This is a genomic window from Luteolibacter luteus, assembly GCF_012913485.1.
Lineage (GTDB): Bacteria > Verrucomicrobiota > Verrucomicrobiia > Verrucomicrobiales > Akkermansiaceae > Haloferula > Haloferula lutea.
On the sequence record NZ_CP051774.1, the window covers coordinates 3,050,822 to 3,068,096 of the forward strand.

Annotated in this window: 8 protein-coding genes; 5 read left to right on the forward strand and 3 right to left on the reverse strand. The window is 61.6% G+C overall.

Annotation, left to right across the window (positions count from 1 at the left end):
• The first annotated feature begins 292 nt into the window (after positions 1-292).
• Complete coding sequence (locus HHL09_RS12765) at positions 293-3,403, forward strand: protein kinase domain-containing protein (RefSeq protein ID WP_169455021.1); 3,111 nt, start codon at positions 293-295, stop codon at positions 3,401-3,403.
• Here HHL09_RS12765 and HHL09_RS12770 read toward each other — a convergent pair.
• On the reverse strand, positions 3,397-3,768 hold the full coding sequence (locus HHL09_RS12770; protein WP_169457747.1) for a globin domain-containing protein: 372 nt from the start codon (positions 3,766-3,768) through the stop codon (positions 3,397-3,399). The genes HHL09_RS12765 and HHL09_RS12770 overlap by 7 nt on opposite strands.
• 188 nt (positions 3,769-3,956) lie before the next feature.
• On the opposite strand from HHL09_RS12770, the gene HHL09_RS12775 reads away from it, so the two are divergent.
• The 3 genes from HHL09_RS12775 (at position 3,957) to HHL09_RS12785 (ending at position 12,627) form a co-directional block, all read left to right on the forward strand.
• The gene (locus tag HHL09_RS12775; protein ID WP_169455022.1) at positions 3,957-5,816 is read left to right on the forward strand and encodes an alpha/beta hydrolase family protein; all 1,860 of its coding nucleotides are present in this window, start codon (positions 3,957-3,959) and stop codon (positions 5,814-5,816) included.
• A 258-nt stretch (positions 5,817-6,074) separates the two neighbouring features.
• On the forward strand, positions 6,075-11,861 hold the full coding sequence (gene uvrA, locus HHL09_RS12780) for an excinuclease ABC subunit UvrA (protein ID WP_169455023.1): 5,787 nt from the start codon (positions 6,075-6,077) through the stop codon (positions 11,859-11,861).
• A gap of 193 nt (positions 11,862-12,054) precedes the next feature.
• Positions 12,055-12,627, forward strand: a complete 573-nt coding sequence (locus HHL09_RS12785) for a PEP-CTERM sorting domain-containing protein (protein WP_169455024.1) — start codon at positions 12,055-12,057, stop codon at positions 12,625-12,627.
• 106 nt (positions 12,628-12,733) lie between these two features.
• On the opposite strand, the gene HHL09_RS12790 is transcribed toward HHL09_RS12785, so the two are convergent.
• Entirely contained in the window at positions 12,734-15,145 is a 2,412-nt protein-coding gene (locus HHL09_RS12790; protein WP_169455025.1) for a YXWGXW repeat-containing protein, read from the reverse strand.
• A 256-nt stretch (positions 15,146-15,401) separates the two neighbouring features.
• Here HHL09_RS12790 and HHL09_RS12795 point away from each other — a divergent pair, with 256 nt between their 5' ends.
• Positions 15,402-15,749, forward strand: coding sequence for a VOC family protein (locus HHL09_RS12795; protein WP_169455026.1), 348 nt, complete (start codon positions 15,402-15,404; stop codon positions 15,747-15,749).
• Positions 15,750-15,762: 13 nt separating this feature from the next.
• Here the strand turns inward: HHL09_RS12795 and cls are convergent, their stop codons facing one another.
• A complete protein-coding gene (cls, locus tag HHL09_RS12800) occupies positions 15,763-17,271 on the reverse strand; it encodes a cardiolipin synthase (RefSeq protein WP_169455027.1) in 1,509 nt (502 codons plus the stop codon).
• Between the last annotated feature and the right edge of the window lie 4 nt (positions 17,272-17,275).

A 17,275-nucleotide genomic window follows, 5' to 3' on the forward strand; every position in this document is an offset into this window, starting at 1 on the left:
CTTGTGAAACAAGCGGGCCTCGCGGGCGTATCTGCAGGTGGCAAATTTGACCCGCATCATGGTGAACATTCCCGCAGCTTTTTCGTCTGAGGGTACTGCGGTTCCTTCTCCGGCACGGAAAATGCACGCTTCTGCTTAATCTCTCCCAAGAAATCTTCGGACCCCGTGTCATCTGTGTGAAGATTTGATGAATGTGCGACTGAACTATTGCGTCGTGTCGTTATGAAATGAGGCCCGCGTTCCACTAGCCAATAGTGAGCGGGTTTGATACCTCGAAACGCCCTTCCCTTCCATGAGCGCCGACTCCTTCCAAGCTCCTTCTCTCGAACATCTTGCCGAGCTCCTGCCGGCCTATGATTTCGAGGCATTTATCGCCCAAGGCGGCATGGGTGCCGTGTACAAGGCGCGCCAGCGCAGCTTGGACCGGGATGTTGCGATCAAGATCTTGCCGCGCGAACTTGGTGCAGACCCCGAGTTCCGCCAGTCTTTCGAGACCGAGGCAAAGGCGATGGCCCGTCTCAACTACCCCAATCTTATCGGCGTCTATGACTTCGGGGATGTAGAGGGTATGCCCTATATCGTCATGGAATACGTGAACGGGAAGTCCCTGTTCCATTCCGCCTACAATACGGCGATCGAGCCGGTACAGGCGGTTACCATCGTGAAGGCGATTTCCGACGGTCTCGCGCACGCCCACGAAAACGGGGTGATCCACCGCGATATCAAGCCGGCGAATATTCTTCTCACCCCGAAGGCGGAGCCGAAGATCGGTGATTTCGGCTTGGCACGCCCGGCGGGCTCGGGTGGCTCCGGGATTCTCATGGGTACTCCGGGCTACGCGGCTCCGGAGATCATGCGCCACCCCGACCACGCGGATCGCCGTTCGGACCTCTTCGCACTCGGCGTCATCCTCTACGAACTTCTGATCGGGCGTTGCCCGCCCTACGAATATCAGCCGCCCGCTTCCACCGTGTCCGGATGCGATCCGGCATTGGACCGCATTTGCGAAAAAGCCATGCATCCGGTGGCGGATCTCCGCTACCAGAGCGCAGAGGCCTTTTCCGCGGCGCTGGACGAGTGGCTGCGAAAGGCGACCGGTGCTGCGGCCGCGGCTGCCACGCCTGCGCCTGCCGGACGCCGTGTCCGGCGTGTGGGTGCCATGATGGGTGGCGGTTCTTCATCGTATGAGCCCGCGGACAGTGGTTCCGGCGGCATGGTCAAGGGGCTGCTCCTGACGGCAGCTGCCGTCGTGATCGCCGCGGTGGGATGGAACAAGTATCAGGGCATGGAGACCCAGAAGGCCCAGCTGCAGGCCCAAGCCAATCAAGCCGCGCAGAACGCGCAGGCTTCGAAGCCTGTTGCCGATAAGCCGCAGGATTCCGCCTTGCCGGTGAAGCCGAAGGCCGAGCGCGAGAAGCCTGCGGAGTCTCCGCTGAAATCCCTCGAACGCCTGAAGTCGAATCTTGCCGCGGGCAAGCGTGGTGAAATGCCTTCCGGCAGCATCGCGATGAATGGCACCGACATTCTCGTTGTCCCCACGCCTATGTCATGGGCGGCGGCCACTGCCTTTGCCGAAGCACATGGCGGGCATCTCTTCGTGGTTACCGGGGACAAGGATCTCGACAAGCTCGCAGCGCTCGTGCCTGCCGGGGAATCGGGTGCCGATCCGGGTCTCTGGCTCGGCGTCGGCCGCGTGGGCAAGGACGGCTGGTCATCGATGAATGGCAGCGAATGGACTGCCACCTCGAAGCCCGTCGGCGCTGGCTCCTTTGCCGTCCTTGATGGCGAAGGCGTGGTGAAAGCCCGCGAAGCGGTGGACCGCTATCCCTTCATTATCCAGTGGGAGAAGGACGGATCGAATCCGGCGAGCGTGGCCGCGATGCTGCGCCGCACGGGTGAGAGCATCGCCGAGGGCAAGCCCGCCTTCCCGCCGGGGACGCTTTCCTATGAAGGACACCTGATCTATCTTGCCCCGATCGAAGCCAGCGCGAAGCAGGCGGAGGAATTTGCGGAGCAGGCCCACGGTCATCTCGTGATCCTCGATAACGAGGAGAAGAATGCCTGGCTTGATGACAAGCTGTCTTCCTTCAACTCGAAGGGCGCCTTTTGGATCGGGGCGAAGAAGGAAAACGACCAGTGGAAGTGGAACAAGGAGGTGCCGTGGGAGTTCACCCAGTGGGCGGATGAAACCCAGGTGGATGGCCTTGGCACCTACGTGAAGTTTTCTCCCGGCTCTGGCTGGATGACCGCCTATCGCGACGACTTTGCTCCGGGCTTCATCGTGGAGTGGACGGCTTCCGGAGCCAGTTCCAGTGGAGGTGATGCCGGTGCCCCGGAGGTGCCGCTGACCTTGCCTCCCGCGATCGTGGAACTTGAGGAGAAGGCGAAGAGCCTGCTCGCGAACCATGATAAGAAGCGCCAGGCCGATCTCGCGAAGAATGCGAAGGACTTTGCGTGGCAGATCGACACGTGGTTCGGCGACCTCAGCAAAAACGAGCAATCCACTTGGAAAGAGCACGTCGGAAAGCTGAAGGAGCGTGCCCAGAGCGGCCGTGTGCCGGAGAAGGTCACGGGCATCCGTCTCTCCGAGCGCATGGCGAAGATCGTCGAGTATTGCTCGCAAAAGCAGGCGACCATCGATGCTGCCTTCAAGGCGGAGGCAAAGAAGATCCGCGATGCCTACGTTACCCGGGTGAATGACGCGATGAGCAAGGCCGCCAACGAGGAGGAGAAGCGCTCGCTGGAATCCCGTATCAAGCTTTCGGCCGATCTCGACCAGTGGCTGAAGGGCGTCGGAAATGCCGAGAGCGGCGTGGTTTCACGCGACACGCTGGCAATCACCGATCCGGTCGTGGGCCGCTGGAAGTGGATCCACGATGAGGTCATCGATGTCCGTGCCGATGGCACCGTAACCAATGAGATAAACAGCATGAAGGGCACTTGGTCCCTTGATAAGGGCAAGTATGTCTTCACTTGGGACGGTGGAAACTGGGTCGACACCCTGATGCTTTCTCCGGATGGGGAGGCGCTTACGGGCAAGAACCAGAACGGCGATACGATCTCGGGTGATCGCATGGCCGCAAAGAAACCGGCCGGAAGCAGTAATCCCTTTGGAACGCCGACCATGGAATCGGCCAATGTCGACCCGATCGTTGGTCCTTGGAAATGGGGTGGTGGTCCGCGTGCGACCTATACCTTCAACGAGGACGGCACAGTCCGCGTCGGTAGCGGCCGGGGAACTTGGAAGTGCGTCTCGAAGGCTGGAAGCAAGCGGGAGTATCGCGTGACCTGGGGTTCCCAAGGAATCGTGGATACCGTGGTGATCCAAGATAAGAAGCCGGACTACTTCGAAGGCACGAATAGCAACGGCCTGAAGATCTGGGCGGACCGCATTGCTCAGTAAGGACGATTCTTGAGGAAGTCCGCGACTTGCTCGAAGAATGGCGACAACACGGCACGCGCCTCCGGGCTCGTGCCGCATTCGTCCATGGAGGCTTCCATCAGCTCCACCCAGCGCTTGGCGTGCATGGTACCGATTGCGAAGGGATGGCGCATGCGCAGCCGCGGGTGGCCGCGGTCCTCGATGTAGTCCGTGTGGCCGAGGAAGCGGAACTGGAAGAATTCCCGTAGCCGCTTCTCGGCACCTTCCCAGTCATCGGGCGGGTACAGCGGGCCGATCAGGTCATCGGTTTTCATCCGCCGGTAAAAGGCGGCCACCATTGCGGCCAGACCTTCCGCGCCCACTTCGCGGGCCACGATTTCTTCCATCGATTCCACGCCCGGGTGATCGCACCGGACGGGCCCTTTGCCAAAGGAAATTGGCGAGACGATGCGGGCATACCCGGGACCGCAAGCCACCGGGCTCGCCTGAGTGGTCGGGCACCCAGGTGGAACGAGTTGAGAAAGTTCCTGTTCCTTAAAAGCTTCACCCGGCGAGCACCCGTATCCTAGCCTCCATGATGCACTTCCGGGCTCTCCTCGCACTTTCCCTCATCACCGCTCTTCACGGCGACCCGGTCACCCTGAACACTCCGCGCGAGTTTCCCTCCATCGATTCTCGGGAAGAGTGGCAGTCCCGCGCCAAGGACATCCGCGAGCAGATCCTCGTGAGCTGCGGCCTCTGGCCCTTGCCGGACAAGGTGGCGCTGGGCGCCAAAATCTTTGGCAAGATCGAGCGCGATGGCTATTCGGTGGAGAAGGTCTACTTCAAGACCTACCCCGGCTTCTACCTCGCCGGAAACCTGTATCGCCCGCTTGGCAAGGGCTCCGGCCCGTTCCCCGCGATCCTCAATCCCCACGGTCACTGGGACAATGGCCGCCTTGCGGACGAAGAAGCGGGCAGCATTCCCGCGCGCTGCATCAGCTTCGCCCGCCAAGGCATGATCGCCTTTTCTTACGACATGGTGGGCTACAATGACACCCGCTTCGCCGGGGACCCCGACGTCCACCGGAAGTACGGCACTTCTCGTACCGACGAGCTCTGGGGCATCAATGCGATGGGCCTGCAACTGTGGAATAGCATCCGCGCCCTCGATTTCCTTGAGAGCCTTCCCGATGTCGATCGGAAGAAGCTGGCCTGCACCGGCGAATCCGGTGGCGGGACGCAGACTTTCGTCTTGGGCGCGGTTGACGATCGCCTCGCCGCCCAGGTGCCCGTGGTGATGGTGAGCCACAGCATGCAGGGCGGCTGCAATTGCGAGAACGCACCCGGTCTGCGTGTCGACTACTCGAACATGGAAATCGCCGCTGCCGCCGCACCACGGCCGCAGCTCATCGTCGGAGCCACCGGGGATTGGACGAAGACCACGATGGAGAAGGAAGGTCCCGCGATCGCAAGCATCTACAAGCTCCTGAACGCGGAGGATCGCTTCAAGTACGTTCGCTTCGACTTCGGCCACAACTACAACAAGACCAGTCGCGAAGCCGTTTACGATTGGCTCGGCCACCGTTTGTTAGAAAATCCCGATCTCTCCTCGCTCAAAGAGCAGCCCTATCAAAAAGAAGCTGACGTGGATCTCCGCGTCTTCCCTGATGGCAAGCTGCCGGATGATGCGCTGACGATGGAAGAATTCATTGCCGCGAGGAAGGCAGAGCGTAGCGCGACATGGCAGAAGCTCCTCCCGCAAGACAAAGAAAGCTTGGTGCGATTCAAGGAATTCATGGCGCCAGCATGGCAGCATATTGTGCAGACCGACTGGCGTCCGGGAACGGGCTTTGCGAGCACCATCAGCGCTTCCGTGAAACCGGGAAATGAGAAGCCCAAGGAAGCACTCGTCGTCGAGCTTGGCGGCGAGGCCGGCTCTCCCGCGAAGAACCATGAAGCCCTTACATTCCTTCGCCTTCCTTGGACGGAGGAGCCTGACCGCGATGAGACCTCCGGCTTCTACACGAGTTATAACAGGACGGCTCTGCAGCAAGCGAGTGACCGGTTGATTTCCGCAGTGATAAACGCCCGGCGCACCCGCTTGGCAGGGCGTGTGATCCTGCTTGGTAGCGGATCTACTGCCATCTCCTCCCTCATGGCCGCACCTGTCGCCGATGCCGTCGCGATCGACTGCAATGGCCTCGATCCCTCGGCTGACGAGACGCTTCTCAAGCCCGGCCTCTTTGCGCCCGGTCTCCGTAACATCGGGACCTACCAAGGCGCCGCCATGTTTGCCGCCCCGAACCGGCTCCTCCTTTACAACACCCAAGGCAAGTTCCCCACCGCCGACATTGAGGCTGCCTATCGTGCTGCCGGTGCCAGCGATAAGCTCGAGATAATCCCCGGCCCGAAGACCCGCGAAGAAATTTTGGCGTGGGCGGCGAGGCCTTAGGATTCGGGTTCACACGATCCCCATGCGGTGGGCGCGCTTCTTCAGGGCTGTTTTCCACGGGGAAACTGGAAGCGGACAATCGACCCATTCAACCGGCCACCTCATTTTCCACGCGAAAAACGGAATCGTGGATGGGTGAGAATGGAATCCGCATAGTGCTGACTCACAGCGAATTGTGCGCAGGAAATTTCCTACGGAGTTCACGCATCCTCCGCAAACTCCGCTGGCGGAATCGGCCTTCCTGCCTACTCTCCCGCCGTGCCCGCGAAAAAGTCGTCGCCCCCTTCGCTTCCGCCCGTCCCTGGCTCCCAAGTCATCCGCATCCGCGGAGCCCGCCAGCATAACCTGAAGGGGCTGGATCTCGATATTCCGCTCGGCCAACTCACCGTCGTCACCGGTCCCTCCGGTTCCGGGAAATCGTCGCTCGCCTTCCACACCCTCTACGCCGAAGGCCAGCGCCGCTACGTCGAGACCTTCTCGCCCTACGTCCGCCAGTTCTTCGACCGCATGGACAAGCCGGTCGTCGATCACATCGATGGCATCCCGCCCGCCATCGCGATCGAGCAGAAGAACAATATCCGCACCACCCGCTCCACGGTCGGCACGCTCACGGAGATCAATGATTACCTGAAGCTCCTCTATGGACGCTCCGCCCGTGGCTATGATCCGGATACGGGTGAGGAAATCCGCCCGGATTCCGCGGACTCCACCGCCGCTTGGGCATTCGCCAATCTAACAGGCTATCAGGTGATGGTGACCTTTCCCGTCGCCATTCCCGCGGACACGAAAAGTGCGGAGCTATTCCCCTTCCTCAATCAGCAGGGTTATCTTCGCGTCCTCATCGGCGATGAGATCTACCGCACCGATGAGCCTGCTGGTGAGAAGATCAGCGACCTGAAGAAAGAGGTCTCTGTCATTCAGGACCGCCTTCCTGTCACCGAGGAAAACCGCCCGCGCCTTCTCGAGGCGCTCGAGCATGCCTTCACTCTGGGTAAGGGCCATGTCGCGCTCGTCTTCACTGCGAAGTCGAAGGCCAAGGGCGCGAAGTTCGAAGCTCGTCTTTTCTCGTCCACTTGGACGAACCCCGCCACCGGCAACTCTCTTCGTCCGCCGTCGCCCGCGCTCTTCTCCTTCAACAATCCGCTCGGGGCTTGCCCCAAGTGCCGCGGTTTCGGCCGGGTCATCGGACTCGATCTCGACAAATCCATTCCTGATCCCTCGCTGAGCATCAAGCAAGGCGTCATCAAGCCCTTCCAAGGCGAGCGCGGCGAGGAGTGCCAGCGCGACCTGTTGCGCTGTGCCAAAGAGCGCGGCCTCAGCGTCAACACCCCGTGGGAAGACCTCGAAGAAGAAGAGCGCGAGTGGGTCTACTATGGAGACCATAGTACTAAGGGAACTACCGGCGGGTCCACCGTCGATATGGAAGCGCTGGAAGAGCGCTGGCGCAATGGCGAATGGTATGGGGTGAAGGGCTTCTTCGATTGGATGGAGACGAAGGCCTACAAGATGCACGTCCGCATCTTCCTCAGCCGCTATCGTTCCTACACCACCTGCTCCACCTGCCGTGGCAAGCGCCTGCAGCCGGAAGCCCTCTGTTACAAGATCGATGGCAAGACCCTTCCCGACCTTTGGCTTTTGCCGATCTCAGACCTCCGCGAGTGGTTCAATGTCCACGAAGCCTCGGTCACCGATCCGGATCCCTCGCTGAAGCTGATCCTCACCGAGATCACCTCCCGCCTCCGCTATCTGAATGAAGTCGGCCTCGGCTATCTCACGCTCGACCGGCCCGCCCGCACGCTCAGTGGCGGTGAGATCGAGCGCGTGAACCTCACCACTTGCCTCGGTGCTTCCCTCACCAACACGCTCTTCGTTCTCGATGAGCCGACCGTCGGACTTCACGCCCGCGACATCCATCGCCTTGTCGGCGTTATGGAAGGCCTGCGAGATAAGGGAAATACCCTCGTCGTTGTGGAACATGAAGAAGCCGTGATGCGCGCGGCGGACCAGCTCCTCGACATCGGTCCCGCTGCCGGGCAGCACGGTGGCCAACTCATCTTCCAGGGCCCTGTCTCCCATGGCAGGGCGCTCCGCTCCGCCGCGCCGAAGGGTAAGGCTGCGAAGACTCAGCAGGCCGGCACCTTGCCCTGGCTTTCCGGGGAACGCTTCATCCCCGTCCCGGAAAAGCGTCGCAAGCCTGGCAGCAAGAAGATCGAGATCCGCGGTGCCAGCCGCCACAATCTCAAGAAGCTCGATCTCGATCTGCCGCTTGGCCTCTTCGTCTGCCTCACCGGCGTTTCCGGTTCCGGGAAATCCACGCTCTCGCACGATGTCATTTACGCGAACATCGCGCGCAAGCTGCGCAAGGAGGACTCCGAGCTCGATCCCGCCCCGATCAAAGATCTACGGGGAACGCAGTACTTGGGAGACGTCTTGCTCGTCGACCAGTCGCCTCTAGCCCGGACCCCGCGCTCCACGCCCGCCGTGCTCGTCGGGGCTTTCGATCCCATCCGCCAGCTTTTCGCCCAGACCGATGATGCCAAGTCCCGCGGACTGAATACCGGCTTCTTCTCGTTCAACTCCGGGGAGGGACGCTGCGACCGTTGTGCCGGTGCCGGCAGCGAGAAGGTGGAGATGCAGTTCCTCTCGGACCTCCACGTGACCTGCCCGGATTGCTCCGGTCGCCGCTACAAGCCGTCCACGCTCGATTTGCACTACCTCGGCAAGTCCGTCGCCGATATCCTCGATCTCAGCATCGATGAAGCGATCGCCTTTTACGGCGAAACGGAAGGCCTGAGCACTCCGCATACGAAGCGGCATGAGCAAGTCTGCAAGCTCTTGCGCCCGCTCTCCGAAGTCGGCCTCGGCTACCTGAAGCTCGGTCAGCCGCTGAACACGCTTTCCGGCGGCGAGTCCCAGCGCCTCAAGCTTTGCCAACTCATGGCCGATGCCGTGGGGAAGGAAGACGAGCCCGCGAAGAAAAAGGGCGGCAAGCTGCTCATCCTCGACGAGCCAACCACCGGCCTCCACTTCTCTGACATCGAGCGTCTGCTCGGCGTCTTCCAGCGTCTCGTCGATGCCGGTCACAGCCTGCTCGTCATCGAGCACAACCTGGACGTGATCAAGTGCGCCGATTGGATCCTCGACCTCGGCCCGGAAGCCGGCGCCAAGGGCGGCAAGCTCGTCGCGGAAGGCAGCCCGGAGCACATCGCGAGCCTCGACACCGAGACCTCCCGTTTCCTCAAGCCCTTCCTGAAGAAGGAAACGGAACTCGTGGTCTCGTCCCGTCTCAAGGAAGAGCCCGTCCCGCGTCCGGTCAATCGTTCCACCAATACCATCCAACTCCGTGGCGCCCGTGAGCACAACCTGAAGAACATCTCGATCGATATCCCGCGGGATCGCTTCGTGGTGGTCTCCGGCCTCAGCGGTTCGGGCAAGTCCACGCTCGCCTTTGATATCCTCTTCGCGGAAGGCCAGCGCCGTTTCCTCGATTCGATGTCGGCTTATGCCCGCCAGTTTGCGGAGCAGCTTGAGAAGCCAGAACTCGATTCCCTGGCGGGCCTGCCGCCGACGGTCGCGATCGAGCAGCGCGTTTCCCAAGGAGGCATGAAGTCCACCGTGGCGACCGTCACCGAGCTGTGGAACTTCATCCGCCTGCTCTACGCGAAGCTCGGGACGCGCTACTGTCCGGATTGTGGCGTTCCCGTTGAGAAGCAGTCGCTCGCCGCGATTGAACAAAGCATCCGCGATCTTCTGAAAAAGGGGCCCGTTTCGATCCTCGCGCCGGTAATCCGGGGTCGCAAGGGCTACCATACCGAAGTCGCCGAGTGGGCGCTCAAGCAGGGATTTACGAGACTCCTCGTAGACAAGCAGTTCCGCGATGCCGAGGGTTTCACCCGTCTCGAGCGCTTCAAGGAGCACGACATCGATGTGGTTGTCGCTGAGGTAGGGTCGGACGCCTCCAGCCGATCGGGAACCAAGGGCAAGGCTGCTCTTTCCGCTAGCGGGAAGACGGGTCTCCTCGATCCTGCGGTGATTTCCCGCGCCCTCGATATCGGCAAGGGCACGCTCAAGCTCTTCACGCCGGACAAGAAGTTCCTCCTTCTTTCCAGCGAGGCCAGTTGCCCGAGCTGCCACCAGTCCTTCGAAGAGCTCGACCCGCGCCTCTTCTCCTTCAACTCGCCGCACGGCTGGTGCCCGGAGTGCCGCGGTCATGGCATGGTGCCGAAGCATCGTCACCACCTCGATACCTCCCGCTATGAATCCGTGTTGGAGGCGGAGATGGATGCCGATCGCAAGATCGAGCGCATGGAAGACGAGGAACTCGTCGAGTGCCCCGAGTGTCATGGTGCCCGCCTGAATCCCGAGGCCCGAGCGGTGCGTTTCCAAGGCACGCCGCTCGCGAACCTGGCGCGCCTGCCGGTGGACAATGCTTCCGGGCATTTCGAAAAGCTCACGATCAAGGGCGACCGGGAATCCTTGATCGCCCGCGATATCCTTCCGGAGATCCGCCAGCGCCTCTCCTTCCTCCAGGAAGTTGGCCTCGGGTATCTTCAGCTGGATCGCTCGGCACGCACGCTCAGCGGCGGCGAAAGCCAGCGCATCCGTCTCGCTGCACAGCTCGGCTCGAATCTCCGCGGTGTCCTCTACGTCCTCGACGAACCGACCATCGGGCTTCACCCGCGCGACAATGCCGCCCTGTTAGAAACGCTGGTGGCGCTCCGCGATCGCGGCAATAGCCTCATCGTCGTCGAGCACGACGAAGACACCATTGCCCGTGCAGATCACCTCATCGACCTCGGTCCCGGTGCCGGCCGCCTCGGTGGCCAGATCGTTTACCAAGGAGCGCCTCCGCGAGTGCCCGCTCCCGGCACGGCGAAGGCTGCGAAGAAGCGCAAGGCAAAGGCCGCCGATGTCGGTCCTTCGACTGTCGATATCCACGCTTCGCCGACCTATCGAGCGCTCTCAAATCCGATCATCCATCCGAGCCGCGGGGAGCGCCGCGCGGTGAAGAAGGACCACGGCTTCCTCACCGTCACCGGCTGCCGCGCGAACAATCTGAAGGAAATCGATGTCCAGATTCCGCTGGGCCGGCTTACCGTTCTAACAGGTATCTCGGGCTCCGGGAAATCGACGCTCATGCATTCCTGCCTCGCCATTGCGGCGGCAGGCCAGCGGAAGGGCAGGAAAGACAAGAATGCTCCCTTCGCGAAGGCGCTGAACTTCGACAAGATCCAGTCCACCTACGAAGTCGACCAATCGCCGATCGGCAAGACCTCGCGTTCTTGCCCCGCCACCTACGTGAAAGTCTTCGACGATATCCGGAAGCTCTTCGCCCAGCTTCCTGATTCCCGCGTTCGCGGCTACGAAGCCTCCCGTTTCTCCTTCAATACCGGCGATGGCCGTTGCCCTGTCTGCGAGGGCAATGGCCGCGTGAAGCTGGAGATGGATTTCCTGCCCAGCACCTGGGTGCCCTGCGAGGCCTGCAACGAGATGCGCTACAATCCGGCGACGCTCGAAGTCCGCTTCCGGGAAAAGAACATTGGTGAAGTGCTGCGCATGACCATCGAGCAGGCCGCCGAGTTCTTCGAATCCCAGCCGCGGATCGCCGCCCCGTTGAAGCTCCTCGCGGATACGGGTCTCGGTTACCTCCAGCTCGGGCAGCCTTCGCCCACACTCAGCGGCGGTGAAGCCCAGCGCATCAAGCTCGTCACCGAACTCACCAAGGGCCGCGTCTCAGCGAAGAACCTCAAGACGCTGAACCGGACCAATCTCTACCTCATCGAAGAGCCGACCGTCGGTCTCCACTTGGAAGACGTGAAGCGGCTCATCGACGTGTTGCACCGCCTCGTTGATGAGGGACACACCGTCGTCGTGATCGAACACCACATGGCCGTCGCTGCCGAAGCGGATTGGATTCTCGACCTCGGCCCCGAAGCCGGTGACCAAGGCGGAACGATCATCGCCCAAGGTCCGCCGGAGACGGTCGCCAAGTCGAAGAAGTCGCGAACCGCACCCTTCCTCGCGACGGTGCTGGGGGTCGGCTAGTCAAAGAAGGGGCGGGGCCAGCGCTGCCGGAAGGTGTTGTTTGTGAGCCGATAGGGGAAAGCCGTGGGGATCTCCCCCACGGGCGATCCGGCATCGCACCACGCGGAAATCGGGGAAACTCAGGATTCCGCGGAGGGGGTTGACGTGATATGTCGTAGATAGACGAGTTACAGGACTCTTTCCCCTCCGCCTCATGAAGCTGACGATTCCCCACCCCCGTACTCTCGCGATTCTCACACTGCTGGCAGCCTCCAGCGCACATGGCGCGGTCGCCGCCCTCCTTTCCGGAGGCAATGGCGACTTCATGACCGTGACCTTGCCCGAGACGATCACCTTCACGATTCAGGAGGGCGTCCTGATCGAGAATGAAAACTTCTTCGTGGTACTGCAGGGCGCGGGAAATTACTTCAATCTCGATAAGAACATCGTCGGCACCCTGACCTATTCCTTCAATGGAGGCCCGAATCAGAACCTGGTAGGCCTGGCGAACGGTGTGAACTACAACGACCTCGTGGCGACCGACATGTATCTCTATGGCGCGGGGCAACCGGGTTTCATCCAGACAGGGGATGTGATCGTCATATCCCCGGGAGCCTCAACCACCACGACGGGGGTGAACGGTCCGCTAACCGTTAATACCTCCTTTGAAGCCTTCCTCGTGGACAGCAACGGTCGGAGGATAAGCGCGAATGCCGTCCCCGAGCCGAGTGGAGCGGCCCTAGCAGGCTTGGGAGCTTCGGCCCTTTTCCTGCGCCGGAGGAAGTGAGGCTCTGGTGATCGTTTCCGATCGGTCCTGCTCGGCTGGTTCAAAAGAAAAGCCGCGCGAGCTTTCACTCGCGCGGCTTGGATAGTCTTGGATCGCTTTTGGCGGATCAGTTGGTCGACTTCTCGCGGTCGCCCTTCTTCTTGCCGTCACGCTGTTGCGGTGCCTGCCGCTTGGCCTGTTGCTGCCGGGCCACCTGTTGCTGCGGCCGGGCCTGCTGTTGAGGGCGCTGGGCGGCTTGTTGCTTCCGCGGTTGAGCCGCTTGTTGGCGGGCTACTTGTTGTTGCGGACGCTGGGCCTGCTGTTTGCGAGGCTGGGCAGCTTGCTGGCGGGCTTGGGCTTTCGGCTGAGCCGGGCGTTGCGCCGCGATCTGCGGGCTGCGCTGGGCTTGGCGGGAAGCCTGCTCCTTCTCCTTGGGCTCTTGCTTCTTCTGCTGCTGCTTGCGCGGGGCTTGCTGCTGCTTCGGTTGAGTCTGCTGGCGCTGTTGCGGTGCGGCCTGCTCCTTGCGTTGCGGCTGGGCTTCACGCTTCGGCTGCGGTTGAGCCTCGCGCTTCGGAGCCGGTTGCTCCTTACGTTGTTGCGGCTGCACCTCGCGCTTCGGCTGTGGCTCCGCTTCACGCTTTGGTGCCGGTTGCACTTCACGCTTCGGGGTCGGGTTGGCCTTCTCGCCATCGCCACCCTTGTTGCCACCGCCAGCGGCACGGCGGATCTTCTCCTTCTGGGTCAGTTTTCCGTCATTGGTGGCGTTGTCGTCAGCAGTGTCTTTCTTGCCAGGACCGGTGGTATCGGGGCCGATGGCACCGTCGCCACCCTTGTTGCCACCGCCACCTGCAGCACGGCGGATCTTCTCCTTCTGGGTCAGCTTGCCATCATTGGTGGCGTTGTCGTCAGCAGTGTCCTTTTTACCGGGACCGGTGGTATCGGGGCCGGTGGCACCATCGCCACCCTTGTTGGCACCGCCACCCGCGGCACGACGCAGCTTTTCCTTCTGGGTCAGCTTGCCGTCATCGGTCGCACCGCCTTGGCCACCGCCATCAGCTTGGTCGGCACCGCCTTGGTTGCCTTTACCACCACCCATGGCACGGCGGATCTTCTCCTTCTGGGTCAGCTTGCCATCATCGCCTGGAGCGGCTCCATCGCCGGCAGGAGCGCCATCTGCTGCGGCTCCTGCGCGGCCTTTGCGACCTTCAGGGCGTTGCGGCGGACGTTCGTTCTCGGCCAGCTGGGCGGTCTGACGGCCCATGACCGGCGAGCGGCGCAGCTTCTCCTTGATCGTCTTCTTGCCTTCGCCATCGCCGGCAGCGGCAATCGGCCTGGCTTCGATTTCCTTACGCTGGCGGGTGAAGTCGCGCATTTCCTGGCGCTGGGCCACGATCTGCTGGCGCCGCTCCTGGTTCAGGGCCTTGAAGCGCTGTCCGCGTTCGGGGCTCTGCACGTAAGTATTGAAGTTGTTTGCGAACAGACGGCTACGGCCGCGATCGTCGTCGAAGCGCTCGTTCTGCAGCGCGCGCATGGCGGCCCAGGTATGCGGCGGACGGAAGCGATCGTTGTCGCGGAAGAAGTTGTAGTTGTCTTCATAGCGGCGCTCCCACGCGTGGTCGTGGCGGTGATTCCAGCGCTGGTAGGACCAGATCGGGTCATACCCGCGATGGGCACGCTGCCATGCGAAGGGGGCGTAGAAGCCGATCTCGCGATAGCGGGGGGCGTAGTAGTCGCCGAAATAGTAGTGCCGGTGACGGGGGCGGATGAAGAGGTGGTCCGCGAACACGTTGAGGCTCACCACAATACTAGGCGTGTAGTAGTAGCCCGGGGTTTCCCACACATGGCGGCGATAGTAGACCGGGGCAAAGAGCACGCCGCGGTTCACCACCGCGTAGTCCCAGTAGCCGTCCACATACACATAGCCGCGGGGCGACCAGCTGTAGCGGGAAGGCACCCAGGTCCAGTTCGGGCGGAGCGGAGTGTAGTAGCCGGGGCTCCAGACGTAGCGGGTTTCCTGATAGCGCCAGTTGCCCGGGATCCAGGTGTAGTCGTCACCCGGAGGATCGACATTCGGGCCGGTGTCCACCGTACGCGGCGGAGCGGTCGCGATGTACGTCGTTTCCTCTTCTTCAGGGTCCTGCCAGTAACCGGATACCCACTGGTAGCGGCCACCATCGAGCTCGTCCCAGTAGCCGGGCACCCACTCGCGGCCGGGCGGGATATTCCGCCAGACACCGCTCACCCAGAGGAAGTCGGACTGGTCATCGTCCCAAGCCCAGTAGCCTGAGATCCAAGTCACGTTATCACCTTCCGGCTGTTGTTCGGGCGGCATCTCCTCAATCAGGGCCGGTGGCGCGGAGGCCACGATCATGCCCGCCTCGGGCTCGTAGCTGACAGTCTCCGCGAAAGCCTCGTGGACCGGACCGCGAGTCAGGACCTCGACGTCCTCGTTCGACTCGACTTCGGTGGAAAGTGCCAGGGCTGCCGAGGGAAGCAGCATCCCACCCGCCGCCGTGAAGGCGAAGATGGTTCCCAGCATGGGAAAATATCGTGGTTTCATTGTGGTTCCTCCTTCTTCTTGATAAGGGATACCCGAGAGACGGCTTCGCCCGGGGATTCATTCAATCGCATTTCTCCGGCCAGCGTTCACCATCTTCCGGGGTCCTTTTGGTTCAGGGACTTGGGGGGTCATCCTTAAGGTTAGGAAAAGCGGACGGAATCGGAACCCTGCAAGTTCCGGGTGCGGAATGCAACCTTCACAACCGCCTTCATTTGCGACATTTTGCGCAGGTCTAATGAAGGTCGAAAAAGTCAAATATGTCCTCTGGGCCGCCGATTGGCAGCGCTGTCTCCGCTTTTATCGCGAGCTCTTTGGCGGCGTGGTCAGCTTCGAGTCCGAAGTCTGGAGCGAAATCGTCATCGCCGGCGCGACGATCGGTGTTCATGGCGGCGGGGAGGGGAAGCGCACCTGGACCGGCCTTTCCTTCCAGCTCGACGATCTGCGGGAAGGGATCCGCCGCCTGGCGGAGTGTGGTGGTGCCCTGACCAGCGAGCCCAATGATACCCCGGAGGACCCGCTGCACCTCGCCATGTGCATCGATCCCGAGGGGAACGAGTTCATGATGACCCAGCGCAGGCACTAATCGATCCCATCGCTCATTGAAGCGGTGCCAGCAGACGGGAAACACGCGAGGCCAAGCGGAAGTGGAAAGGCTTTTGATCCAGTTCCTCCTGGGTCATCAGCCGGCTCCGCTTGAAGTCTTCCTCCAGCATCGTCGCTACCTTTCCTGCGAAATCGCGGTTCTTGATCGCCATCGTGATCTCGAAGTTCAGGCGGAAGGAACGGTTGTCGAAATTGGCGGAACCCACACTGGAGAAATCATCGTCCATCAGCACCACCTTCTGGTGCATGAAGCCTTGGTTGTAGCGGTAGATCTTGATGTCCGTTCCCTGTACGTCCTTCAGGTAGGAATAGGCTGAAAAGTACACCAGCTTGTTGTCCGGTTGCTCCGGGATCAGCAGCCGCACATCCACTCCCCTCAAGGCCGCCAGTTGTAGCGCGGAAATGATCTGCTCGTCCGGGACGAAATAGGGACTCGCGATCCAGATCCGCCGTTCCGCGCTATTGATCGCGGAGAGGAAGAAGAGCGCACAGCTTTCCATCTTGTCCGCCGGTCCGGTCGGCAGGCAGAGGGCACTCACATCCGCGCCGGATTCGGAGGCGCTCGGCGTCCATGACAGCTCGTTCAGCACGGTCCCCGTTGCCCAATACCAATCCTCTCCGAAAGGCACCTGCAGCATCGCCGCCCCCGGGCCGCGGATGCGGAGATGGGTATCCCGCCAAGCCCCCAGCGTCGCATGCTGGCTCACGTATTCATTTCCCACGTTGAAGCCGCCCGTGAAGCCAGTCTTCCCATCCACCACCACGATTTTGCGGTGGTTCCGGAAGTTGAGCTGGAATTTCCTCCCATCGCGCCTGCTGGTGCTGAAGGCATGGATCTGCACGCCTGCGTCCCGCAGCTCACGGACGTACCCGCTTCCCAGCGAGAGGCTGCCGATTTCATCGTAGAGGAAATAGACCTTCACGCCAGTCGTCGTCTTCGCGATCAGCTTGTCCTTCAGCTTCCTCCCGAGTTCGTCATCCTTCACGATGTAGAACTGCACCAGCACGTACGACTGCGCCGCATCGATCGCCTCGAAGATCGAGTTGAAGGTCGCCTCGCCATCGATCAGCAGCTCGGCCTCGTTGCCGCGGGTGAAGGAAAGCCCCGCCAGCTTCTCCAGCATCTTGCCCATCGGCTTCTCGATCTCGGAGCGCAGCTCACGTTCTGTCAGCGCGTTTCTCAGCTTGTCCGAGACATACTGGAAGTCCGCCGCGCTTGAGCGCCGGGCCACCACGTATCCCTGGAGTTCGCTGTGGCCGAAGACCCAATACGCAGGCACCGCGCCATAGGGGAAAAGATTCAGTGAGAGAGCCCAGGCGATCGCTCCTTGGGAGGTCCGCGTTTCCATGATCGCCTCGATTGAGGTCAAGGCACCCGCCGTATGGGCCAAAACGACGAAGGCCGAGAGATAGCGCTTTTTCCGTTTCGCGAAGTAGCCCTTCACGCGACCGAACCGTGAAAGCGGGGAAGACTCCGGAGCGAGGGATAGTTCTGCGGTCATGGCG

What these genes read in the sequence shown, in the direction of transcription:
- HHL09_RS12765 (WP_169455021.1), top strand. Translation starts at nt 293, where the DNA reads ATGAGCGCCGACTCCTTCCAAGCTCCTTCTCTCGAACATCTTGCCGAG.
- HHL09_RS12770 (WP_169457747.1), bottom strand. Translation starts at nt 3,768, where the DNA reads ATGGAAGAAATCGTGGCCCGCGAAGTGGGCGCGGAAGGTCTGGCCGCA.
- HHL09_RS12775 (WP_169455022.1), top strand. Translation starts at nt 3,957, where the DNA reads ATGATGCACTTCCGGGCTCTCCTCGCACTTTCCCTCATCACCGCTCTT.
- HHL09_RS12785 (WP_169455024.1), top strand. Translation starts at nt 12,055, where the DNA reads ATGAAGCTGACGATTCCCCACCCCCGTACTCTCGCGATTCTCACACTG.
- HHL09_RS12790 (WP_169455025.1), bottom strand. Translation starts at nt 15,145, where the DNA reads ATGCTGGGAACCATCTTCGCCTTCACGGCGGCGGGTGGGATGCTGCTT.
- HHL09_RS12795 (WP_169455026.1), top strand. Translation starts at nt 15,402, where the DNA reads ATGAAGGTCGAAAAAGTCAAATATGTCCTCTGGGCCGCCGATTGGCAG.
- cls (WP_169455027.1), bottom strand. Translation starts at nt 17,271, where the DNA reads ATGACCGCAGAACTATCCCTCGCTCCGGAGTCTTCCCCGCTTTCACGG.